The organism is Salmonella sp. SJTUF15570 (assembly GCF_043357055.1).
GTDB classification, from domain to species: domain Bacteria; phylum Pseudomonadota; class Gammaproteobacteria; order Enterobacterales; family Enterobacteriaceae; genus Salmonella; species Salmonella enterica.
This window is the reverse complement of record NZ_JBEUKJ010000010.1, coordinates 103,309-123,014: the sequence shown is the minus strand read 5'-3', so window position 1 is coordinate 123,014 and position 19,706 is coordinate 103,309. Positions and strand designations below refer to the sequence as shown.

Genomic DNA, 19,706 nt, shown 5'->3' with positions numbered 1-19,706 from the left:
CAGGTTTTTAATACGAATAAGGGTGCCGGACGCAGGTTTTTTCCGTGTATACACCTCTACATCATACATGATGTATGCCACCGCGTTACGCTTTCGCACTGTTACAGTGCAGTTGCGCTTGTAACAGTGCGCGCGCTGTCGCAGGACGCGTGCGAATGCGTTCAAACCAGTTATACACCGCCGGGTAGGTATCAAGATCGATTCGCTGACGCTGATGTGCGTTAACCCACGGCCAACTGGCGATATCCGCAATACTGTAGTGGTCGCCGCCCAGCCACGGGGAGGCTTCAAGGCGTTTATTCAGGACGTTGTATAAGCGTTGCGTTTCAACCTGATAGCGTTCAATCGCATAGGGGATGGCCTGCGGCGCAAAATGGTTAAAGTGATGATTCTGGCCCAGCATCGGCCCTAACCCGCCGACCTGCCAGAACAGCCATTGCAGCGTGGTATGGCGTTCACGCAGCTCCCCGCTAAGCAGTTTGCCGCTTTTTTCCGCCAGGTAGAGAAGAATCTCGCCGGATTCAAAAAGACTAAGCGGTTGACCGCCGTCTGCCGGGGCGTGATCGACGATGGCAGGAATTTTATTATTGGGAGAGATAGCCAAAAAATCAGGGCGAAACTGATTGCCCTTGCTGATATCTACTTTTAGCAAACGATACGCCAGCTCCGCCTCTTCCAGAAACAGCGTTATTTTATGCCCGTTGGGCGTGGGGGCGTAGTAAAGGTCAATCATTTTGGCTCCTGCATGTGCGTAAAGAGTCTGGGCTGAATTAAGTATAGAAAGCCTCCTGATGTGTGTGAGTTTTCATCAGGTGACAGCAGGCGAAAGACGCTATATTTTGGGAAGAAACTTAATACGCCCTCAAGAGGACATTATGAGTAAGCCTGTTATTGTGCTGTGGTCGGATGCGAACTTTTTTTCTCCCTACGTCTTGTCCGCCTGGGTGGCATTACAAGAAAAAGGGCTTTCCTTTACTCTGAAAACCCGCGATCTGGACCAGGGAGAACATCTGCAACCTGGCTGGCGGGGATATGCGCTGACGCAGCGCGTACCGGTGCTTGAGGCCGACAATTTTGAGCTGAGCGAGTCGTCCGCTATTGCGGAATACCTGGAGGAGCGTTTCGCGCCGCCGCAGTGGGAGCGTATCTACCCGCACGATTTACAAAAACGCGCCCGCGCGCGACAGATTCAGGCGTGGCTACGCAGCGATTTACTGCCGCTTCGCGAAGAACGGCCTACCGACGTGGTGTTTGCCGGGGCGAAAAAAGCGCCGCTAAGCGAGGCTGGAAAAGCCAGCGCGGCAAAACTGTTTGCGACGGCTGAAGCGCTATTGGGGCAGGGGACGCAAAATTTATTTGGTGAATGGTGCATTGCCGATACCGATCTGGCATTGATGATCAATCGTCTGGCGCTGCATGGCGATGACGTGCCGGCGTCGCTGGCGGCGTATGCGACATTCCAGTGGCAGCGTGCTTCCGTACAGCGTTTTATTGCGCTTTCCTCGAAGCGTTCAGGCTGAAAATCTATTCATATTCCAGTATTATAACGCCGTTTTTCACAACGAGGAGTGAGCGATGAAACTGATGTTCGCATCGGACATTCATGGTTCTTTACCCGCCACGGAACGCGTGCTTGAGCGGTTCGCGCAAAGCGGCGCGCGTTGGCTGGTGATATTAGGCGATGTCCTTAACCACGGGCCGCGAAATGCGCTGCCTGAAGGCTATGCGCCCGCCCAGGTCGCCGAACGCCTGAACGCGGTGGCGACGCAAATCATTGCCGTGCGCGGCAACTGCGATAGCGAAGTGGATCAGATGCTGCTGCATTTCCCGATAACTGCGCCGTGGCAGCAAATATTGACGCAAGAGAGGCGGCTATTTTTAACGCATGGGCACCTCTTCGGGCCGACGAATCTGCCCGCTCTGCATACTGGCGATGTGTTGGTCTATGGTCATACGCATCTGCCGGTGGCGCAACAGCAGGAAGGACTGTATCACTTTAATCCTGGGTCAGTGAGCATCCCGAAAGGCGGGTATGCGGCAAGCTACGGTATTCTGGATGATAATGTGTTGAGCGTAATCGCACTCAATGATCAAAGTATCATTGCGCAGGTTGCAATTAACTCGTAATTTACCTCACAAACGTAAATGCGCCGTAAGAGCGCCAGAAATAAGAAGGTTTCCTGATGGTGGAACAGCGTCGTTTGGCAAGTACGGAATGGGTGGATATTGTGAATGAAGACAATGAAGTCATTGCACAGTCCAGCCGGGAACAGATGCGTGCGCAACGCTTACGGCATCGTGCGACGTATATCGTCGTTCATGATGGTATGGGTAAAATTCTGGTGCAGCGTCGTACCGAAACAAAAGATTTTTTGCCCGGTATGTTAGATGCTACCGCAGGCGGCGTGGTCCAGGCTGATGAGCAGCTACTGGAATCTGCCCGCCGCGAAGCGGAAGAAGAGTTGGGTATTGCAGGCGTGCCGTTTGCCGAACACGGTCTGTTTTACTTTGAAGACCAACATTGCCGGGTTTGGGGCGCGCTGTTTAGCTGCGTTTCCCACGGGCCTTTCGCGCTTCAGGAAGATGAAGTCAGCGAAGTGTGTTGGCTGACTCCGGAGGAGATCACCGCGCGCTGTGATGAGTTTACGCCAGATTCGCTCAAAGCGCTGGCGCTGTGGATGACCCGCAACGCCAAAAACGAAGCTGCGCTTCAGGAGAAACCGGAAGAGACGGAATAAGCGTTTTAGCAGCTTTCCCGCATACATAAACTGGAGGCGATGGATTTTCGATCGCTCCAGTTGCCCTGATTTAACCTTTCCAACAGCGCCCGTCCGGCTTCACTGCCAATCTTACGGTGCGGTACGGCCATGGTGGTTAACGGCGGCTGACAGACCCGGCTGACATCGCTATCGCCAAACCCGACCACCGCTAAATCGTCCGGAACTTTGATCCGCCGTCGTTGGCACTCGTATAACGCGCCGCAGGCCAGCTCATCCGATACGCATACCAGCGCGTCCAGTTCCGGCCACGCCAGTAAAAACTCCGGCAGTTGCGACGCGCCGGTAGAAAAATTGGGCGGCAAGGCGGCATTAATCACCCGGTTTGGCGACATATGGTGGCGAAGCATCGCTTTGTACCAGCCGTGCAGATGTTGCTGAAAAATCCACTGCTCCTGATTGGCGCATAGTAGCCCGATATTCTGATAACCGCGCTGAATCAGCATTTCCGTCAGCTCATACATTGCCGCAACGTTATCAATACCGATATTCATATCAATAGGATCGCTGCGAATCGCGCCCATCTCCATCACCGGGATAGAGGCATTTTTCAGCCACTGGCGCACGGTAGTGCTATGTTCGACGCTAAGCAGAATCGCCGCGGCAATGTTGGAGGCCAGCAGCGTTTCGAGCAGCTTCTCCTCTTGTTCCACGCGATGCTGCGATTCCGCCAGCATAATCTGGTAGCCAGCGGGCTGTAAAATTTGTTGCAGCCCGGCGAACATTTCAGAACACCCCGCTTCCGCAAGGTTCGGTACGACCATCGCGATGGTGTGCGAGGAGGCAGACGCCAGCGCGCTGGCGGCGAGATTAGGCATATAGCCCAGCTCATGCACTGCCGCTTCGATTTTTTCCCGGAGTTTATCAGAGACCTGTTCCGGCGTGCGTAAGGCTCGTGATACGGTCATCGTGCCTACACCGGCAAGTTGGGCTACATCGGCGATAGTCACTTTACCGGTACTGCGCCGTTTACGGGGTATCGACATACAAATTCCTGCGTCATTACAACATGTTGAGATGCTTTTTTATTGTCGTTCTTTGCTTCGCATGACTGGCAGTATACGCCTTAAATCCGCTTTTTTGCTGTGATTTCACACCATGATTTTAATTTGATAGCGCTATCACAATTCTGAGTAATAGTCGCTGGTAGCGCTATCTTTGTGATAACGATCGCAGCTAATATCGAATGGCTTGAATAAAGTTTGTTCATAATTTCATACACCGTGGGGGCGAATAACATGCTGGGAACCTGGTTATCTGACGCAACCATCACGCTACAGGAGAGCGTGGAAACGTGGCCGCAGGCGCTGGAAATTTGCGGCAAACCCCTGCTGGACGCAGGTGTTATCGCACCGGAATACCTTACGGCGATTGTTCAGCAGCACCAAAAGCTTGGGCCGTATTATGTATTAGCGCCAGGGTTAGCGATGCCGCATGCGAGGCCGGAAGAGGGGGCGAAAGGGTTAGGTTTATCGTTACTGAAACTACAGCGCGGCGTTTCATTTGGCGCAGACGAATTCGATCCGGTTGACATCATTATTATGCTGGCGGCGCCTGATAAGCACAGTCATATCGAAATGATATCGGCGCTGGCGGAATTATTTTCCAGTGATGTAGATATGGAAAAATTACATCAGGCAAAAAACCTGGAGGACATTAAAACGATTATTGACCGTTTTTGATTTTATTCCATTTTCTTGCGGTAAATAACATTACGCCCGTGCGTGATGCAGACCAACTCTACTTTTAAAAGGTGACAATAATGAAAATCATGGCAATTTGCGGTTCCGGCCTGGGTAGTAGTTTTATGGTAGAAATGAACATTAAAAAAGTATTAAAGAAACTCAATATTGACGCTGAAGTAGAACACTCCGATCTCTCATCGGCCACACCCGGGGCTGCCGATCTTTTTGTAATGGCCAAAGATATCGCGGCCAGCGCCAGCGTACCGGAAAGCCAACTGGTGGTGATCAATAACATCATCGACATCAACGAACTGGAAACGCAGTTGCGCGCATGGTTCGCTAAACAATAATTATTGCTGGCGAGGTGGATATGTTTATCCTTGAAACGCTGAATTTTGTTGTTGATATTTTAAAAGTGCCCTCGGTGCTTGTAGGGTTAATTGCGCTGATTGGTCTGGTGGCGCAGAAAAAAGCGTTTTCCGATGTGGTAAAAGGTACGATTAAAACCATTTTAGGTTTTATTGTGCTTGGCGGTGGCGCAACCGTACTGGTGGGTTCATTAAATCCACTGGGGGGTATGTTTGAACACGCTTTTAATATTCAGGGCATTATTCCTAATAATGAAGCGATAGTCTCAATCGCGCTGGAGAAATATGGCGCGTCCACGGCGTTAATTATGGCATTTGGTATGGTGGCCAATATTGTCGTGGCGCGCTTTACGCGTCTTAAATATATCTTTTTGACCGGGCATCACACCTTTTATATGGCCTGTATGATTGGCGTAATCCTGACCGTGGCGGGGTTTGAGGGCGTAGGGCTGGTCTTCACCGGATCGCTAATCCTGGGGCTGGTGATGGCCTTCTTCCCGGCGTTGGCCCAACGTTATATGAGGCGGATTACCGGTACCGATGACATTGCGTTTGGTCACTTCGGTACCCTGGGATATGTGCTTTCCGGCTGGATTGGCAGCCTGTGTGGTAAAGGCTCCCGCTCCACGGAAGAGATGAACCTGCCGAAAAACCTCAGTTTTTTACGCGACAGTTCTATCTCGATTTCGCTGACCATGATGATTATCTATCTGATCATGGCAGTCAGCGCAGGGCGTGAGTATGTCGAAGCGACGTTTAGCGGCGGGCAAAACTATCTGGTGTACGCCATTATCATGGCAATCACCTTCGCCGCCGGCGTATTCATCATTCTGCAAGGCGTCCGTCTGATTCTGGCGGAAATTGTTCCGGCCTTTACCGGCTTTTCAGAAAAACTGGTGCCAAACGCGCGTCCGGCGCTGGACTGCCCGGTGGTGTATCCCTATGCCCCTAACGCGGTACTGATTGGCTTCCTGTTCAGTTTTCTCGGTGGGCTGGTGGGTCTGTTCCTGCTTGGACAGATGAAGCTTGTGTTGATCCTGCCAGGCGTTGTGCCGCACTTCTTTACCGGCGCGACCGCAGGCGTCTTTGGCAATGCCACCGGCGGTCGCCGCGGGGCGATGATCGGCGCATTTGCTAATGGTCTATTAATCACTTTCCTGCCAGTGCTGTTACTGCCGGTTCTCGGCGCGATCGGCTTCGCCAATACCACGTTCTCGGATGCTGACTTTGGCGTAATCGGTATTTTGCTGGGCAACCTGGCGCGTTATCTGTCGCCGATGGCTATCACGGGGCTGGTGGTGGCGCTATTCGCGCTACTGGTGGCGTACAACGTGTTGGCCAAAAACAAAAAAGCGAATGCCGAAGTGCAGGAAAATAGCGGAGCGAAAGAATGAACGTAACCGAAATCACCCAACTGGCGCGCGATATTCGCGTCGCCACGCTCAAATCCTTAAACCATCTTGGCTTTGGTCACTATGGCGGCAGCATGTCGGTAGTGGAAACTCTGGCGGTTCTGTACGGCGCGGTGATGAAAATCGACCCTGCCGACCCGGACTGGCCGGAACGCGATTACTTCGTACTGTCGAAAGGCCATGCGGGCCCCGCGTTGTACAGTACCCTGGCGATTAAAGGCTATTTCCCGCGCGAAGAGCTGAATACGCTTAACCAGAACGGCACCCGTCTTCCCAGCCATCCGGATCGGCTAAAAACGCGCGGCGTGGACGCCACGACCGGCTCACTGGGACAGGGCATCTCTATTGCGGGCGGAATGGCTTTGTCGCATAAACTAGCGCGGCGATCCAACCGGGTATTTTGCATTGTCGGCGATGGCGAGCTGAATGAAGGGCAGTGCTGGGAGGCGTTTCAGTTTATTGCCCACCACCGCCTGAATAATCTGACCGTTTTCATTGACTGGAACAAACAGCAGCTTGACGGTGAGCTGGAGGAGATTATCAATCCGTTCGATCTGGAAGGGAAATTCCGCGCGTTTGGTTTCGATGTCGTCACCGTCAAAGGCGATGATATCGCCGGACTACTGGCGGTGGTTCAGCCTGTGCCGCCCGCCGATGCCCGGCCACGGGTTGTGATCCTTGACAGCATTAAAGGGCAGGGGGTGCCATGCCTGGAGCAGTTAACGAATTCTCACCACTTACGCCTGACGGATGGCATGAAGCAGACGCTCAATGAGGCCATTCATCAACTGGAGGTCATGCATGATTAAGCTTGCGCCCGCAGGGCTTAAAGACGATATCGAAATGCGCAAAGTTTACGCCGGTTTTGTCGCCGGGCAGATTGAGGCCGGAAGCCCAATTATTGCGCTTGAGGCTGATTTAATGAGCTCAATGGCGATGGACAGCGTGGCGCGTGACTACCCGCAGCATGTCATTAACTGCGGTATTATGGAGGCGAATGTGATTGGCACTGCGGCGGGTCTAGCGCTGACCGGTCGTAAACCGTTTGTGCATACCTTTACCGCTTTTGCCAGCCGTCGCTGTTTTGATCAGCTCTTCATGGCGCTGGATTATCAGCGTAACAACGTCAAAGTGATCGCCTCCGATGCCGGAGTGACGGCGTGCCATAACGGCGGCACCCATATGTCTTTTGAAGATATGGGGATTGTTCGCGGGCTGGCGCACTCCGTAGTACTGGAGGTGACGGATGCGGTGATGTTCGCGGATATTTTACGCCAGCTAATGGATCTGGACGGTTTTTACTGGCTGCGTACCATCCGTAAGCAGGCGCGGAGTATCTATGCGCCAGGCTCTACCTTTACCATTGGCAAGGGCAACGTACTGCGCGAGGGCGATGATATTACGCTTATCGCCAACGGCATTATGGTGGCGGAGGCGCTGGAGGCGGCGCGCCAACTGGAGCAGGAAGGTGTGAGCGCCGCGGTCATTGATATGTTCACCTTAAAGCCTATCGATCGTATGTTGGTGAAAAACTACGCGGAAAAAACGCGGCGTATCGTCACGTGTGAAAACCACAGCATCCATAATGGACTGGGGTCAGCGGTGGCGGAAGTGCTGGTGGAAAACTGTCCGGTGCCGATGCGCCGTGTTGGCGTCAAAGAGCGTTATGGGCAGGTAGGAACGCAGGATTTCTTACAACAAGAGTACGGACTCACCGCCGAAGCGATTGTAGAAGCCGCGAAATCACTGCTTTAATCATGGAGATATTGCCGGATGGCGCTGATGCTCATCCGGCATTTTGGATCAATGATATCCCATCATCTGCGCGCCAATGACGACCACGCTGGACATAATAAACAGTAGTCCCAGCAGTGACGCCCCCACTTTCAGCCAGTTGCGAAAATCGACCCGGCACACGCCCAGCGTGGCCATCAGCGAGGCCGATGTCGGATAGATAATATGGCTGAAGCCATCGCCAAACTGGAAGGCCAGAACAGTCACCTGACGGTTAACGCCGACCAGATCGCCGAGCGGCGCCAGTAATGGCATGGTTAACGCCGCCTGGCCCGAACCGGACGTGACAAAGAAATTAAATACCGCCTGGAAGAGCAGCATAAACCAGGCGGCGATAGCATTATTAAGCCCGCTGATGCCATGCGCGATACTGTTAAGCAACGTATTGAGCACGCTGGGTTCCCCAGCTTCGCCGTTGCCGACCAGCAGCAGAATTCCTTTGGCAAAACCCACCAGCAAGGCGGGCGCGATCATCATCCTCGCCCCTTCGGTGAATGAGGACGCCATCACGTTGACCGTCATACCGTTGAGGCGGAAGATAACGCCGATGAGGCCGATCACCACGCCCATGGTGAAAAACTGGCTGGCGATCTCCGGAATAAACCAGGCGTGGACAATCACGCCCCAGACGACCCAAATCATTACGCCGGTCAGGACCAGCAGTACCAGCCAGTCACCAAAGGTGAAAGGGCGCTGGACGACTTCATCCTGCTGTTCGCGGAAATAGCGATCGGATTCGTGGACGCGGGACAGCAGCGGATTCTTTTTCACGCGTGAGGCGTAGACCAGCGTAAAAACCAGCCCAATCAGCGTGGCGACAATCCAGACCACAATACGCAGCCCGGAGCCGGAAAGTACCGGCACGCCGGCAATCCCCTGGGCGACGACTACGCAGAAAGGGTTCATCCACGAACTGGCAAAGCCAATTTGGGTGGCGATATAGGTCACCAGGACGGTGGTAATGCTGTCATAGCCCAGCCTGACCATCAGCGGGGCTATGATAATTGCAAAGGCGACCGCCTCTTCGCCCATGCCAAATACGGCGCCCCCTAACGAAAAGAGGACAAATAGCACCGGAATAAACAGGACTTCGTTGCCCCGCGTGTGGCGAATAAGCGCCAGAATGCCGTTATCCACGGTGCCGGTACGCATCACGATGCCGAATGCGCCGCCAATCACCAACATAAACATAATGATGCCGACGGCAGTGCCAAATTTCGATCCGGATGTTAACCCTTCAAACGGAAAATTCATCAGCCCTGGTCTTTCATCGCCGGTAGTGAAAAATTGTACGCGATGATACTGCGCTTCCCCGGCCTCATTGGTCACAATGCGAAAAGAGTGCGGGTCGACGACTTTGCGGGTTTTTGTCTGACCATCGACCTGATACTGCACTTCCTGGCTATCAAACATCCCAACGGGTACGACCCAGGTGGCGATACTGGTTAAAATGGCGACAAAAAAGATGATGACCAGCGTATCGGGCATTGCCCATTTTCTGGCTGTTTTTGATTCTGTAACGACAGACATGACAGACTATCCCTGTTGCAAAGCAAAGAGGCTAAGTATGAGAAGAAGGGAATAGTTATTCATTGATGCAGCGCAGTTAAGCAAAAAATTCCGCTTTGCAGGGTAAATAGCAGAATGCCGGATGGCGATGCTAACGCCTTGTCCGGCCTACAACGGTATCTCACCTGTAGGCCGGACAAGGCGTTCACGCCGATCCGGCATTAGCTTTTACTGTTACTGCTGCTGTTGGGAAGCCTGGATCGCCGTCAGGGCGATGGTATAGACGATATCGTCAACCAGCGCGCCACGGGACAGGTCGTTCACCGGCTTGCGCATACCCTGCAGCATCGGCCCGATGGAGATCAGGTCGGCAGAACGCTGTACCGCTTTGTAGGTGGTGTTACCGGTGTTCAGATCCGGGAAAATGAACACGGTAGCGCGACCCGCAACCGGCGAGTTCGGCGCTTTGGATTTCGCTACGTCAGCCATGACCGCGGCGTCGTACTGCAACGGACCGTCGATCATCAGGTCAGGACGTTTTTCCTGCGCCAGACGCGTCGCTTCACGTACTTTCTCTACGTCGCTGCCCGCGCCAGAGGTGCCGGTGGAGTAGGAGAGCATTGCCACACGTGGTTCGATGCCGAAGGCAATGGCGGAATCCGCAGACTGAATCGCGATTTCTGCCAGCTGCTCTGCAGTCGGGTCTGGGTTGATTGCGCAGTCGCCGTAAACGTAAACCTGCTCCGGCAGTAGCATAAAGAACACAGAAGAGACCAGGGAGCTACCCGGCGCCGTTTTAATAAGCTGCAGCGGCGGACGGATGGTGTTGGCGGTGGTATGAACCGCGCCGGAAACCAGGCCGTCGACTTCGTCTTGCTCCAGCATCAGCGTGCCGAGCACCACGTTGTCTTCCAGCTGCTCGCGGGCAACCGGTTCGGTCATGCCTTTGCTCTTACGCAGCTCAACCAGGCGAGCGACATAGCTTTCACGCACCACTTCCGGATCGACGATTTCAATACCTGCGCCAAGCTCAACGCCCTGAGATGCCGCGACGCGGTTGATTTCATCCGGGTTGCCCAGCAGAACGCAAGTGGCGATGCCGCGTTCAGCGCAGATTGCCGCCGCTTTGACGGTACGCGGTTCGTCGCCTTCCGGCAGCACTACGCGTTTACCGGCTTTACGCGCCAGCTCGGTCAGTTGGTAGCGGAACGCCGGCGGAGAGAGACGACGGCTACGCTCGGAAGTGGCGGTCAGCGACTCGATCCACTCAGCGTTAACGTAGTTCGCGACGTATTCCTGAACTTTCTCGATGCGCTCATGGTCATCAACCGGGACTTCCAGATTGAAGCTTTGCAGGCTCAGCGAAGTCTGCCAGGTGTTGGTGTTCACCATAAAGACCGGCAGACCGGTAGCGAATGCGCGTTCGCACAGTTTAGAAATGCGCGCGTCCATTTCATAGCCGCCGGTCAGCAGCAGGGCGCCGATTTCTACGCCGTTCATCGCGGCCAGGCAAGCTGCGACCAGTACGTCCGGACGGTCAGCGGAGGTCACTAACAACGAGCCTGCGCGGAAATGTTCCAGCATATGCGGAATACTACGCGCGCAGAACGTAACGGATTTAACGCGGCGGGTTTTGATATCGCCTTCGTTAATGATGGTGGCGTTCAGGTGACGCGCCATATCGATAGCGCGGGTCGCAATCAGATCGAAGCTCCACGGCACCGCGCCCAGAACCGGCAGCGGGCTGGATTCCTGCAGTTTAGCAGGATCGATTTTGATCACCTGCGCTTTGGAAGAGTCGTCAAAGATCTCCGACAGATCCGGGCGAGTACGGCCTTGTTCATCAACCGGCGCATTCAGTTTGTTGATGATAACGCCGGTGATGTTGGTGTTTTTCGCGCCGCCGAAGCTGCTGCGCGTCAGTTCGATACGTTCGTTCAGCTGTTCTGGCGTGTCGGTACCCTGAGACATGACAAAAACGATTTCCGCATTCAGCGTTTTCGCGATTTCATAGTTCAGAGACTGAGCGAACTGATGTTTACGGGTCGGAACCAGACCTTCAACCAGCACCACTTCCGCGTCTTTGGTATTCGCATGGTAGTTCGCGATGATCTCTTCCATCAGCACGTCTTTCTGGTTGCTGGAGAGCAGAGATTCAACGTGGCTCATCTTCAGCGGTTCAGCCGCCGGCAGGGTAGAGTTCGCGCGAACGATAGTGGTGGTCTGGTCAGGCGCATCGCCGCCAGCGCGAGGCTGGGCGATAGGCTTAAAGACGCTCAGACGAACGCCTTTGCGTTCCATAGCACGGATGACGCCGAGGCTGACGCTGGTCAGGCCGACGCTGGTTCCGGTAGGGATCAGCATAATAATACGGGACACGGTTTATCCTCTTTCGTTACCGTCTTTTGGGGACGGGTTACAAAACAGCACCGCCAGCGAGGCTGGCGGTGTGAAATCAGGCAGTCAGACGGCTCGCGTCCTGCGCGATAACCAGTTCTTCGTTGGTTGGGATCACCACCGCCGGACGGGTACCTTCTTTGTTGATGAAACCAGATTTGCCGAAGCGGGCCGCCAGGTTACGTTCGTGGTCGACTTCAAAGCCCAGTACGCCCAGTTTGCCCAGAGACAGTTCGCGAACCATCGCGGCGTTTTCACCGATACCGCCGGTGAACACGACTGCATCCAGACGACCGTCCATCAGAGCGGTGTAAGAACCGATGTATTTCGCCAGGCGGTGGCAGTAAACGTCCATCGCACGTTTAGCGTCTTCTTTGGTGGTGTAGTTGTCTTCAACATAACGGCAGTCGCTGGTCACTTCAGTCAGACCCAGCAGACCGGACTCTTTGGTCAGCATTTTGTTGATCTGATCCACGCTCATGCCCAGAGTGTCGTGCAGGTGGAAGATAATCGCAGGGTCGATATCGCCGGAACGGGTACCCATGACCAGGCCTTCCAGCGGGGTCAGACCCATAGAGGTATCCACGCATTTACCGTTACGGATAGCGGAAACAGAACCGCCGTTGCCCAGGTGGCAGGTGATAATGTTCAGTTCTTCTACCGGCTTGTTCAGCATTTTTGCCGCTTCCTGAGTTACATAGAAGTGGCTGGTGCCGTGTGCGCCATAGCGACGAACGCCGTGTTCTTTATACAGGCTGTACGGCAGGGCATACAGGTAAGATTCTTCCGGCATGGTCTGATGGAAGGCGGTGTCGAATACTGCAACGTTTTTATCTTTCAGCTGCGGGAAAGATTTCAGCGCTTCGGCGATACCAATCAGGTGAGCCGGGTTATGCAGCGGTGCGAAAGAGGCGGAATCTTTGATGCCCTGAATGACGGACTCATCAATGACTACGGAGCTGGTATACTTCTCGCCGCCGTGTACGATACGGTGACCAATTGCAGTTAACTGCGCAGACAGTTCTGGTTTTTGTGCCAGAATAGTGTTAACGATAAAGTTCAGCGCTTCACTGTGAGCGGCGCCTGCACCTAAAGCCGCTTCTTGTTTACTGCCGTCCATTTTCCATTTGATGCGTGCTTCTGGCAGATGGAAACATTCGGCTAAACCAGAAAGGTATTCATCACCATTAACTGCATCAATAATTGCAAATTTCAGTGAAGAACTACCGCAGTTCAGAACCAGTACTAACTTACTCGACATGGAAGTACCTATTTATGATACGTGGCTAAAAAAACGTCAGTGAGCCATAGAGCGTAGCGCATGATAGCCCTGACATTTATGATTAACATCATGCGCAGGAGTTTTTTTGGGCATGATGGAAGAAATACCTTTGAGTCTATGCCATTTTGCGTATTTTTCAGCCAATGGCATACTATGTGTAATATTGACGACTCAATGATTTTAAACTACCGGCCTTTGACAGGCCGACACAGGATACCTGATAGTGGGTATCGAAGACAAAATGTTTTGAACGTTGTCCCTCGCAGTTGTTGTTTTGCACAAATTTTTTAAATTTTATATGTGAAGTTGAGGTAGGCCATGTCGACACCGGATAATCGCTCCGTAAATTTTTTTAGCTTATTTCGCCGGGGGCAGCACTACGCGAAGACGTGGCCGATGGAAAAACGGCTGGCGCCCGTTTTCGTCGAAAACCGCGTCATTCGTATGACGCGCTATGCCATACGATTTATGCCGCCTGTCGCCGTCTTTACATTATGCTGGCAGATAGCGCTGGGCGGTCAGTTAGGTCCGGCCGTGGCGACCGCCCTGTTCGCCCTGAGCTTGCCCATGCAGGGATTATGGTGGTTAGGGAAACGTTCCGTGACGCCATTGCCGCCTTCAATCCTCAACTGGTTTTACGAAGTTCGCGGTAAATTGCAGGAGGCTGGACAAGCGCTGGCGCCGGTAGAAGGAAAGCCGGATTACCAGGCATTAGCTGACACGCTTAAGCGCGCCTTCAAACAACTGGATAAAACTTTCCTGGATGATTTGTAATTGACCCCGGATTACGCATATAAAAGAAGGCATACCAATGCCTTCTTTTTTTCATCGCCATAGCGTGATACAGGAGTTCAAAATGGAAATGACCAACGCGCAACGTCTGATTTTGTCTAACCAGTACAAAATGATGACGATGCTCGATCCCACCAACGCCGAGCGTTACCGTCGCTTACAAACAATTATTGAACGCGGCTACGGCCTGCAGATGCGCGAGCTGGATCGCGAGTTTGGCGAGCTGACGGAAGAGACCTGCCGTACCATCATCGATATTATGGAGATGTACCATGCGCTGCACGTCTCCTGGACCAACCTCAAAGATACGCAAGCCATCGACGAACGTCGCGTCACCTTCCTGGGGTTTGACGCCGCGACGGAAGCGCGCTACCTCGGCTATGTCCGTTTTATGGTGAATATAGAAGGACGCTACACTCACTTTGACGCCGGGACACACGGCTTTAATGCCCAGACGCCGATGTGGGAAAAATACCAGCGGATGTTGAATGTCTGGCATGCCTGCCCGCGTCAGTACCACCTGAGCGCGAATGAAATCAATCAAATCATTAATGCCTGAGGAGGCTCGCGTGCAGTGTAAAGGTTTTCTGTTTGATCTGGATGGAACGTTGGTTGACTCATTACCTGCTGTCGAACGCGCGTGGTGTAGCTGGGCCGATCGTTTTAACCTTGCTCATGATGAGGTGCTGGGCTTTATTCATGGCAAACAGGCGATCACCTCGTTGCGGCATTTTATGGCGGGTAAATCGGAGGCGGAAATTGCCGCTGAGTTTACGCGCCTGGAGCAAATAGAAGCCACTGAAACCGCAGGGATCACCGCGTTGCCGGGGGCAGTCGATTTACTCAATCACCTGAATAAAGCGGGCATTCCGTGGGCTATCGTCACCTCCGGTTCAATGCCGGTCGCGCGTGCGCGCCATCAGGTCGCGGGCCTTCCAGCGCCAGAGGTGTTTGTCACCGCCGAACGAGTCAAACGCGGCAAACCGGAGCCGGATGCGTATTTGCTGGGCGCACAACTGCTTGGCCTGGCCCCTCAGGAGTGCGTCGTAGTAGAAGATGCCCCGGCTGGCGTGCTGTCCGGGCTGGCTGCGGGTTGCCACGTCATTGCGGTCAATGCGCCGGCCGACACGCCGCGTCTGGCGGATGTTGATTTTGCGTTGGATAGCCTGACGCAATTATCGGTCGCTAAACAACCAAACGGCGATGTGGTAGTGTTAAGAAAGACCTGATCATGATATCGCCCCGCTTTGGCGGGGCATATTTATGGCAGAATCGCGTTATCTTCTCATCTGACAAGGATATGTTGTGAACGGTGAATTGATTTGGGTTCTCTCTTTACTGGCGATTGCCGTCGTGTTGTTTGCGACGGGCAAAGTACGTATGGATGCGGTGGCTTTATTCGTCATTGTTGCTTTTGTCCTTAGCGGTACCTTGACCCTTCCGGAAGCCTTCTCCGGCTTTAGCGATCCGAATGTCATTCTTATCGCCGCCTTATTTATTATTGGCGACGGCCTCGTGCGCACCGGCGTTGCGACGGTGGTCGGTACCTGGCTGGTTAAAATGGCGGGCAGCAGTGAAATCAAAATGCTGGTTTTACTGATGATCACCGTCGCCGGACTTGGCGCTTTCATGAGTTCAACCGGCGTGGTGGCGATCTTTATCCCCGTTGTTCTTAGCGTTTCTATGCATATGCAGACCTCGCCTTCGCGCCTGATGATGCCGCTGAGTTTTGCCGGGCTTATCAGCGGAATGATGACGCTGGTGGCGACGCCGCCGAACCTGGTGGTTAACAGTGAACTGCTGCGTGAAGGCCTGCACGGGTTCAACTTTTTTAGCGTGACGCCGCTGGGGATAGTGGTGTTGGCGCTCGGCATTGTTTATATGCTGGTGATGCGCTTCATGCTAAAAGGCGATGCGCCCGGACAACAGGCCGGTAAGCGGCGCACTTTCCGCGATCTTATCCGCGAGTACCGTCTGACGGGGCGCGCTCGTCGTCTGGCGATTCGCCCCGGTTCGCCAATGGTGGGACAGCGGCTGGACGACCTTAAACTGCGCGAACGTTACGGCGCCAATGTCATCGGCGTTGAACGCTGGCGGCGCTTTCGGCGGGTTATCGTCAATGTGAACGGCGTATCGGAGTTTCGCGCTCGCGACGTTCTGCTGATTGATATGTCGGCGGCGGAGGTCGACCTCAGAGAGTTCTGCGCCGAGCAACTGCTGGAACCGATGGTATTGCGTGGAGAATATTTTTCCGATCAGGCGTTGGATGTCGGGATGGCGGAAATTTCGCTTATTCCGGAGTCTGAACTGATTGGCAAGTCGGTGCGTGAAATCGCTTTCCGTACACGTTACGGGCTGAATGTGGTCGGCCTGAAACGCGACGGCGTCGCGCTGGAAGGGTCGCTGGCCGATGAGCCGTTATTGATGGGCGATATCATTCTGGTCGTGGGGAACTGGAAGTTAATCAGCCTGCTGGGGCAAAAAGGCCGCGACTTTGTGGTGCTGAATATGCCGGTCGAGGTCAGCGAAGCCTCTCCTGCGCACAGCCAGGCGCCGCACGCCATTTTCTGCCTGGTACTGATGGTGGCGCTGATGTTGACCGATGAAATTCCCAACCCGATCGCGGCGATTATCGCCTGCCTGCTGATGGGAAAATTTCGCTGTATTGATGCTGAAAGCGCGTATAAAGCGATCCACTGGCCGAGTATTATCTTGATTGTGGGTATGATGCCGTTTGCGCAGGCGTTGCAAAAAACCGGCGGCGTCTCTCTGGTCGTGCAAGGGTTAATGAATATCGGCGGCGGCTATGGGCCATATATGATGCTGGGATGCCTGTTCGTGCTGTGTGCCGTCATAGGACTGTTCATTTCTAACACGGCAACGGCGGTGCTGATGGCGCCGATTGCGCTGGCGGCGGCGAAATCGATGGGGGTGTCGCCCTATCCGTTTGCGATGGCGGTGGCGATGGCGGCATCCGCCGCCTTTATGACGCCGGTTTCATCGCCGGTCAATACTCTGGTTCTGGGGCCGGGAAACTATAGCTTTAGCGATTTTGTGAAGCTTGGCGTGCCGTTCACGCTTATTGTGATGGCGGTTTGTATTGTGATGATTCCGATGTTGTTTCCGTTTTAACCCAGGCTGGAAAAGGCCTGATGGCGCTACGCTTATCAGGCCTACGGGAAGAACGGTAGGCCGGATAAGGCGTTAGCCGCCATCCGGCAACTAAAGCGGTGAATCCTGGCTTATCTCGTCAAGAGAAAGATGGAAACTTGGTACGAACACCGCCATAAAATAGTCCATCTCCTGGCTGCGACGTAATTCCAGCGTTTTTTCCAGCCGCGTTTTTGCCAGTCCAAACTCATTGTTTCCCGCCGATAGCTCCTCCAGGCATTTCAGGTAGGCGCAAAGCGCATCGGCCTGTTTTACGATTGCCTGTTCTTCTTCGCTCCAGGCATTCTCATCAATAAGCGGTGCGAAAATATCGCGTAATTCATCCGGCGCCATATCAACCAGCTTTTGCTGGGCGATTTTTTCGATCGCTTTATATTCCTGGGCTATCTGGGAATTAAAATATTTTACCGGCGTCGGCAGATCGCCGGTCAGTACTTCCGAGGCATCATGATACATCGCCAGAAGCGCGATGCGTTCAGCATTGAGCTGACCGCCAAATTTACGGTTTTTTATCGCCGCCAACGCATGGGCGACCATCGCCACCTGCAGACTATGTTCGGAGACGTTTTCCGTACGCACGTTACGCATCAGCGGCCAGCGGTTAATCAACTTCATGCGGGAGAGATGGGCGAAAAAATGGCTCTGCTTCATAGATTACCTTTTGTTTTCACTGCGGCAGACTTCATTGTGCGGGGAGGGGGATGAAGATGCAATTCAGGCTACCGAAGTAGCCTGAATTTAAGATTATTGATGGTAACCTGAGAGGAAACGCCCAAAACGGTTGATGGCCATCTCCAGGTCATCTTCACGCGGTAGCGTCACAATGCGGAAGTGATCCGGCCACGGCCAGTTAAAGGCGGTACCTTGCACCAGCAGCACCTTTTCCTGTAGCAGGAAGTCCAGCACCATCTTCTGGTCGTCGTGAATATTAAAACGTTTAGCGTCGATCCTGGGGAACATGTACAACGCGCCGCGCGGTTTTACGCAGGAAACGCCGGGAATATCGTTAATCAACTCCCAGGCGCGGTTACGCTGTTCATACAGTCGACCGCCCGGCAGAATAAATTCACTAATGCTTTGATAGCCGCCGAGCGCGGTCTGAATAGCATGTTGCGCCGGGACGTTGGCGCACAGGCGCATTGAGGCTAACATCTCCAGCCCTTCAATATAGCCCTTCGCATGTTTTTTCGGCCCGTTCAGCACCATCCAGCCCTGGCGGAAGCCGGCGACGCGATAGGTTTTAGACAACCCATTAAAGGTGATGGTCAGCAGATCAGGCGCCAGTGCGGCGATAGAGTGATGCTCGGCATCGTCATAGAGAATCTTGTCATAAATTTCATCGGCGAAGATGATGAGATTATGCTCGCGCGCAATGTTGACAATTTCCATCAACAATTCTTTAGAATAGACGGCGCCAGTAGGGTTGTTTGGATTAATAATGACAATACCACGCGTACGTGGGGTGATTTTGGCGCGGATATCGTCAAGGTCCGGGAACCAGTCGGAAGATTCATCGCAAAGATAATGTACCGCCTTGCCGCTGGAGAGCGATACCGCCGCTGTCCATAACGGATAATCGGGCGCGGGAACCAGCATTTCATCGCCACTGTTAAGCAACGCCTGCATCGCCTGAACGATCAGCTCGGAAACGCCGTTACCGATATAGATATCTTCCACGGTTACATCGCGCATTCCACGGGCCTGATAATGCTGCATAATCGCTTTACGGGCGGAATAAAGCCCTTTCGAGTCGCAATATCCTTGCGCCGTCGGCAAATTACGAATGACATCGACCAGAATTTCGTCCGGCGCTTCGAATCCGAAGGGGGCGGGGTTGCCGATATTCAGTTTAAGAACTTTATTACCTTCTTCCTCAAGGCGTTTCGCTTCTTTCAGAACGGGGCCACGAATGTCATAACAGACATTTTCGAGTTTGCTGGATTTTTCAATGGGGGACATGAATCTTGACCTTTTAGCTGTTATTGCCACTCCCTGCCGTGGAAGTCAGCACGAAACAATGTACTCCCACGACGGTGAGTTTTGAAGAGTGAACAGAAGAAGATTTTGTTTATTTTTAACGCGCTTTCGTACTGTTTAAAACTTCATAAAATCACTTAGTTAGATGCATTTTCTATTTTTGTCTCTATGTATAGTGTTTTGTTCTATGTGATTGCGCGTAATGTGGTTTTTTATGTTGTCAGAAATTATCTGTTTTATGAGAGATAAGCATTCATCATTAGTGTCGCGCTGGCTATTTCGGAAATACTGAGTATTAAAGGTAAAATGAGAAGGTTAGACCTTTCCGGCGGCGGGGGGTGTGAAACTATTGTTAAGTATAATTAATGAATGGTAGAAATCTTAATTAATTATTATTTAATATTTAAAAAGCATTTACTAAAGTCGTAATAATATCTTTCTGGTCCGATTAGTATAACATATCCCAGGTTAAGATTATTCGTAATAATACTTATAAATATAGCGGTTTTAGGTTAAGATAATGATCCGAAACGGGGGCGTAG

Annotated in this window: 19 protein-coding genes; 12 read left to right on the top strand and 7 right to left on the bottom strand. The window is 53.0% G+C overall.

All coding sequences use genetic code 11. The annotated features are described in order from the left end of the window. Nucleotides 1-85 precede the first annotated feature (85 nt). Nucleotides 86-733, bottom strand: coding sequence for a GSH-dependent disulfide bond oxidoreductase (yfcG, locus tag ABVN44_RS18875; protein WP_023232278.1), 648 nt, complete (start codon nucleotides 731-733; stop codon nucleotides 86-88). 142 nt (nucleotides 734-875) lie between these two features. Here yfcG and yfcF point away from each other — a divergent pair, with 142 nt between their 5' ends. The 3 genes from yfcF to yfcD are packed head-to-tail and all read left to right on the top strand — an operon-like array spanning nucleotide 876 to nucleotide 2,738. Beyond that, nucleotides 876-1,520, top strand: coding sequence for a glutathione transferase (gene yfcF, locus ABVN44_RS18870; protein ID WP_000043010.1), 645 nt, complete (start codon nucleotides 876-878; stop codon nucleotides 1,518-1,520). A gap of 55 nt (nucleotides 1,521-1,575) precedes the next feature. Next, nucleotides 1,576-2,127, top strand: a complete 552-nt coding sequence (gene yfcE, locus ABVN44_RS18865; protein WP_000772458.1) for a phosphodiesterase — start codon at nucleotides 1,576-1,578, stop codon at nucleotides 2,125-2,127. 56 nt (nucleotides 2,128-2,183) lie between these two features. Continuing rightward, on the top strand, nucleotides 2,184-2,738 hold the full coding sequence (gene yfcD, locus ABVN44_RS18860) for an NUDIX hydrolase YfcD (RefSeq protein WP_000230215.1): 555 nt from the start codon (nucleotides 2,184-2,186) through the stop codon (nucleotides 2,736-2,738). A gap of 5 nt (nucleotides 2,739-2,743) precedes the next feature. On the opposite strand, the gene ABVN44_RS18855 is transcribed toward yfcD, so the two are convergent. Further along, nucleotides 2,744-3,763 carry a LacI family DNA-binding transcriptional regulator gene (locus tag ABVN44_RS18855; protein WP_000026949.1) on the bottom strand — a complete coding sequence of 340 codons (1,020 nt, stop codon included), beginning with the start codon at nucleotides 3,761-3,763 and terminating at the stop codon, nucleotides 2,744-2,746. A gap of 252 nt (nucleotides 3,764-4,015) precedes the next feature. Between ABVN44_RS18855 and ABVN44_RS18850 the strand changes: the two genes are divergently transcribed. The 5 genes from ABVN44_RS18850 (at nucleotide 4,016) to ABVN44_RS18830 (ending at nucleotide 7,997) form a co-directional block, all read left to right on the top strand. Next, entirely contained in the window at nucleotides 4,016-4,459 is a 444-nt protein-coding gene (locus ABVN44_RS18850; RefSeq protein ID WP_000901813.1) for a PTS sugar transporter subunit IIA, read from the top strand. 80 nt (nucleotides 4,460-4,539) lie between these two features. Beyond that, nucleotides 4,540-4,812 carry a PTS sugar transporter subunit IIB gene (locus ABVN44_RS18845; RefSeq protein ID WP_000699818.1) on the top strand — a complete coding sequence of 91 codons (273 nt, stop codon included), beginning with the start codon at nucleotides 4,540-4,542 and terminating at the stop codon, nucleotides 4,810-4,812. 20 nt (nucleotides 4,813-4,832) lie between these two features. Continuing rightward, nucleotides 4,833-6,224, top strand: coding sequence for a PTS ascorbate transporter subunit IIC (locus ABVN44_RS18840; protein WP_001518515.1), 1,392 nt, complete (start codon nucleotides 4,833-4,835; stop codon nucleotides 6,222-6,224). Further along, entirely contained in the window at nucleotides 6,221-7,051 is an 831-nt protein-coding gene (locus ABVN44_RS18835; protein ID WP_001103272.1) for a transketolase, read from the top strand. Before ABVN44_RS18840 ends, ABVN44_RS18835 begins: the two co-directional genes overlap by 4 nt. Further along, nucleotides 7,044-7,997: a transketolase family protein gene (locus ABVN44_RS18830; RefSeq protein ID WP_000593026.1), complete on the top strand. Its 954-nt coding sequence runs from the start codon at nucleotides 7,044-7,046 to the stop codon at nucleotides 7,995-7,997. The genes ABVN44_RS18835 and ABVN44_RS18830 overlap by 8 nt, the downstream gene beginning before the upstream one ends. Before the next feature lie 48 nt (nucleotides 7,998-8,045). On the opposite strand, the gene yfcC is transcribed toward ABVN44_RS18830, so the two are convergent. The 3 genes from yfcC to ackA all read right to left on the bottom strand — a co-directional run bounded on the left by yfcC (nucleotide 8,046) and on the right by ackA (nucleotide 13,203). After that, complete coding sequence (gene yfcC / locus ABVN44_RS18825; RefSeq protein ID WP_000117932.1) at nucleotides 8,046-9,566, bottom strand: putative basic amino acid antiporter YfcC; 1,521 nt, start codon at nucleotides 9,564-9,566, stop codon at nucleotides 8,046-8,048. Nucleotides 9,567-9,779: 213 nt separating this feature from the next. Further along, on the bottom strand, nucleotides 9,780-11,924 hold the full coding sequence (pta, locus tag ABVN44_RS18820; protein WP_000086692.1) for a phosphate acetyltransferase: 2,145 nt from the start codon (nucleotides 11,922-11,924) through the stop codon (nucleotides 9,780-9,782). 76 nt (nucleotides 11,925-12,000) lie between these two features. After that, the gene (ackA, locus tag ABVN44_RS18815; RefSeq protein ID WP_000095692.1) at nucleotides 12,001-13,203 is read right to left on the bottom strand and encodes an acetate kinase; all 1,203 of its coding nucleotides are present in this window, start codon (nucleotides 13,201-13,203) and stop codon (nucleotides 12,001-12,003) included. Between the two features lie 339 nt (nucleotides 13,204-13,542). Here ackA and yfbV point away from each other — a divergent pair, with 339 nt between their 5' ends. The 4 genes from yfbV to ABVN44_RS18795 all read left to right on the top strand — a co-directional run bounded on the left by yfbV (nucleotide 13,543) and on the right by ABVN44_RS18795 (nucleotide 17,148). Next, complete coding sequence (gene yfbV / locus ABVN44_RS18810) at nucleotides 13,543-13,998, top strand: terminus macrodomain insulation protein YfbV (protein ID WP_000106617.1); 456 nt, start codon at nucleotides 13,543-13,545, stop codon at nucleotides 13,996-13,998. A gap of 82 nt (nucleotides 13,999-14,080) precedes the next feature. Next, nucleotides 14,081-14,575 (top strand): YfbU family protein, encoded by a 495-nt coding sequence (locus ABVN44_RS18805; RefSeq protein WP_000426135.1) that lies wholly within the window; start codon nucleotides 14,081-14,083, stop codon nucleotides 14,573-14,575. After that, complete coding sequence (locus ABVN44_RS18800) at nucleotides 14,568-15,245, top strand: sugar phosphatase (protein WP_001555201.1); 678 nt, start codon at nucleotides 14,568-14,570, stop codon at nucleotides 15,243-15,245. The genes ABVN44_RS18805 and ABVN44_RS18800 overlap by 8 nt, the downstream gene beginning before the upstream one ends. Nucleotides 15,246-15,321: 76 nt before the next feature. Next, complete coding sequence (locus tag ABVN44_RS18795) at nucleotides 15,322-17,148, top strand: SLC13 family permease (protein ID WP_001012857.1); 1,827 nt, start codon at nucleotides 15,322-15,324, stop codon at nucleotides 17,146-17,148. Between the two features lie 90 nt (nucleotides 17,149-17,238). Here ABVN44_RS18795 and yfbR read toward each other — a convergent pair whose 3' ends face one another. Both yfbR and alaA read right to left on the bottom strand, forming a co-directional pair. Then, entirely contained in the window at nucleotides 17,239-17,838 is a 600-nt protein-coding gene (gene yfbR, locus ABVN44_RS18790; RefSeq protein ID WP_000813882.1) for a 5'-deoxynucleotidase, read from the bottom strand. A 93-nt stretch (nucleotides 17,839-17,931) separates the two neighbouring features. Further along, entirely contained in the window at nucleotides 17,932-19,146 is a 1,215-nt protein-coding gene (alaA, locus tag ABVN44_RS18785; RefSeq protein WP_000074540.1) for an alanine transaminase AlaA, read from the bottom strand. Nucleotides 19,147-19,706 lie beyond the last annotated feature (560 nt).

Bases quoted from the DNA above. Each gene is read 5' to 3' on its own strand.
- yfbV (WP_000106617.1), top strand. From the start codon at position 13,543: ATGTCGACACCGGATAATCGCTCCGTAAATTTTTTTAGCTTATTTCGC.
- ABVN44_RS18850 (WP_000901813.1), top strand. From the start codon at position 4,016: ATGCTGGGAACCTGGTTATCTGACGCAACCATCACGCTACAGGAGAGC.
- alaA (WP_000074540.1), bottom strand. From the start codon at position 19,146: ATGTCCCCCATTGAAAAATCCAGCAAACTCGAAAATGTCTGTTATGAC.
- ABVN44_RS18855 (WP_000026949.1), bottom strand. From the start codon at position 3,763: ATGTCGATACCCCGTAAACGGCGCAGTACCGGTAAAGTGACTATCGCC.
- yfcE (WP_000772458.1), top strand. From the start codon at position 1,576: ATGAAACTGATGTTCGCATCGGACATTCATGGTTCTTTACCCGCCACG.
- ABVN44_RS18805 (WP_000426135.1), top strand. From the start codon at position 14,081: ATGGAAATGACCAACGCGCAACGTCTGATTTTGTCTAACCAGTACAAA.
- yfbR (WP_000813882.1), bottom strand. From the start codon at position 17,838: ATGAAGCAGAGCCATTTTTTCGCCCATCTCTCCCGCATGAAGTTGATT.
- yfcC (WP_000117932.1), bottom strand. From the start codon at position 9,566: ATGTCTGTCGTTACAGAATCAAAAACAGCCAGAAAATGGGCAATGCCC.
- yfcF (WP_000043010.1), top strand. From the start codon at position 876: ATGAGTAAGCCTGTTATTGTGCTGTGGTCGGATGCGAACTTTTTTTCT.
- ABVN44_RS18800 (WP_001555201.1), top strand. From the start codon at position 14,568: ATGCCTGAGGAGGCTCGCGTGCAGTGTAAAGGTTTTCTGTTTGATCTG.
- yfcG (WP_023232278.1), bottom strand. From the start codon at position 733: ATGATTGACCTTTACTACGCCCCCACGCCCAACGGGCATAAAATAACG.
- ABVN44_RS18840 (WP_001518515.1), top strand. From the start codon at position 4,833: ATGTTTATCCTTGAAACGCTGAATTTTGTTGTTGATATTTTAAAAGTG.
- ABVN44_RS18845 (WP_000699818.1), top strand. From the start codon at position 4,540: ATGAAAATCATGGCAATTTGCGGTTCCGGCCTGGGTAGTAGTTTTATG.
- ackA (WP_000095692.1), bottom strand. From the start codon at position 13,203: ATGTCGAGTAAGTTAGTACTGGTTCTGAACTGCGGTAGTTCTTCACTG.
- yfcD (WP_000230215.1), top strand. From the start codon at position 2,184: ATGGTGGAACAGCGTCGTTTGGCAAGTACGGAATGGGTGGATATTGTG.
- ABVN44_RS18835 (WP_001103272.1), top strand. From the start codon at position 6,221: ATGAACGTAACCGAAATCACCCAACTGGCGCGCGATATTCGCGTCGCC.
- ABVN44_RS18830 (WP_000593026.1), top strand. From the start codon at position 7,044: ATGATTAAGCTTGCGCCCGCAGGGCTTAAAGACGATATCGAAATGCGC.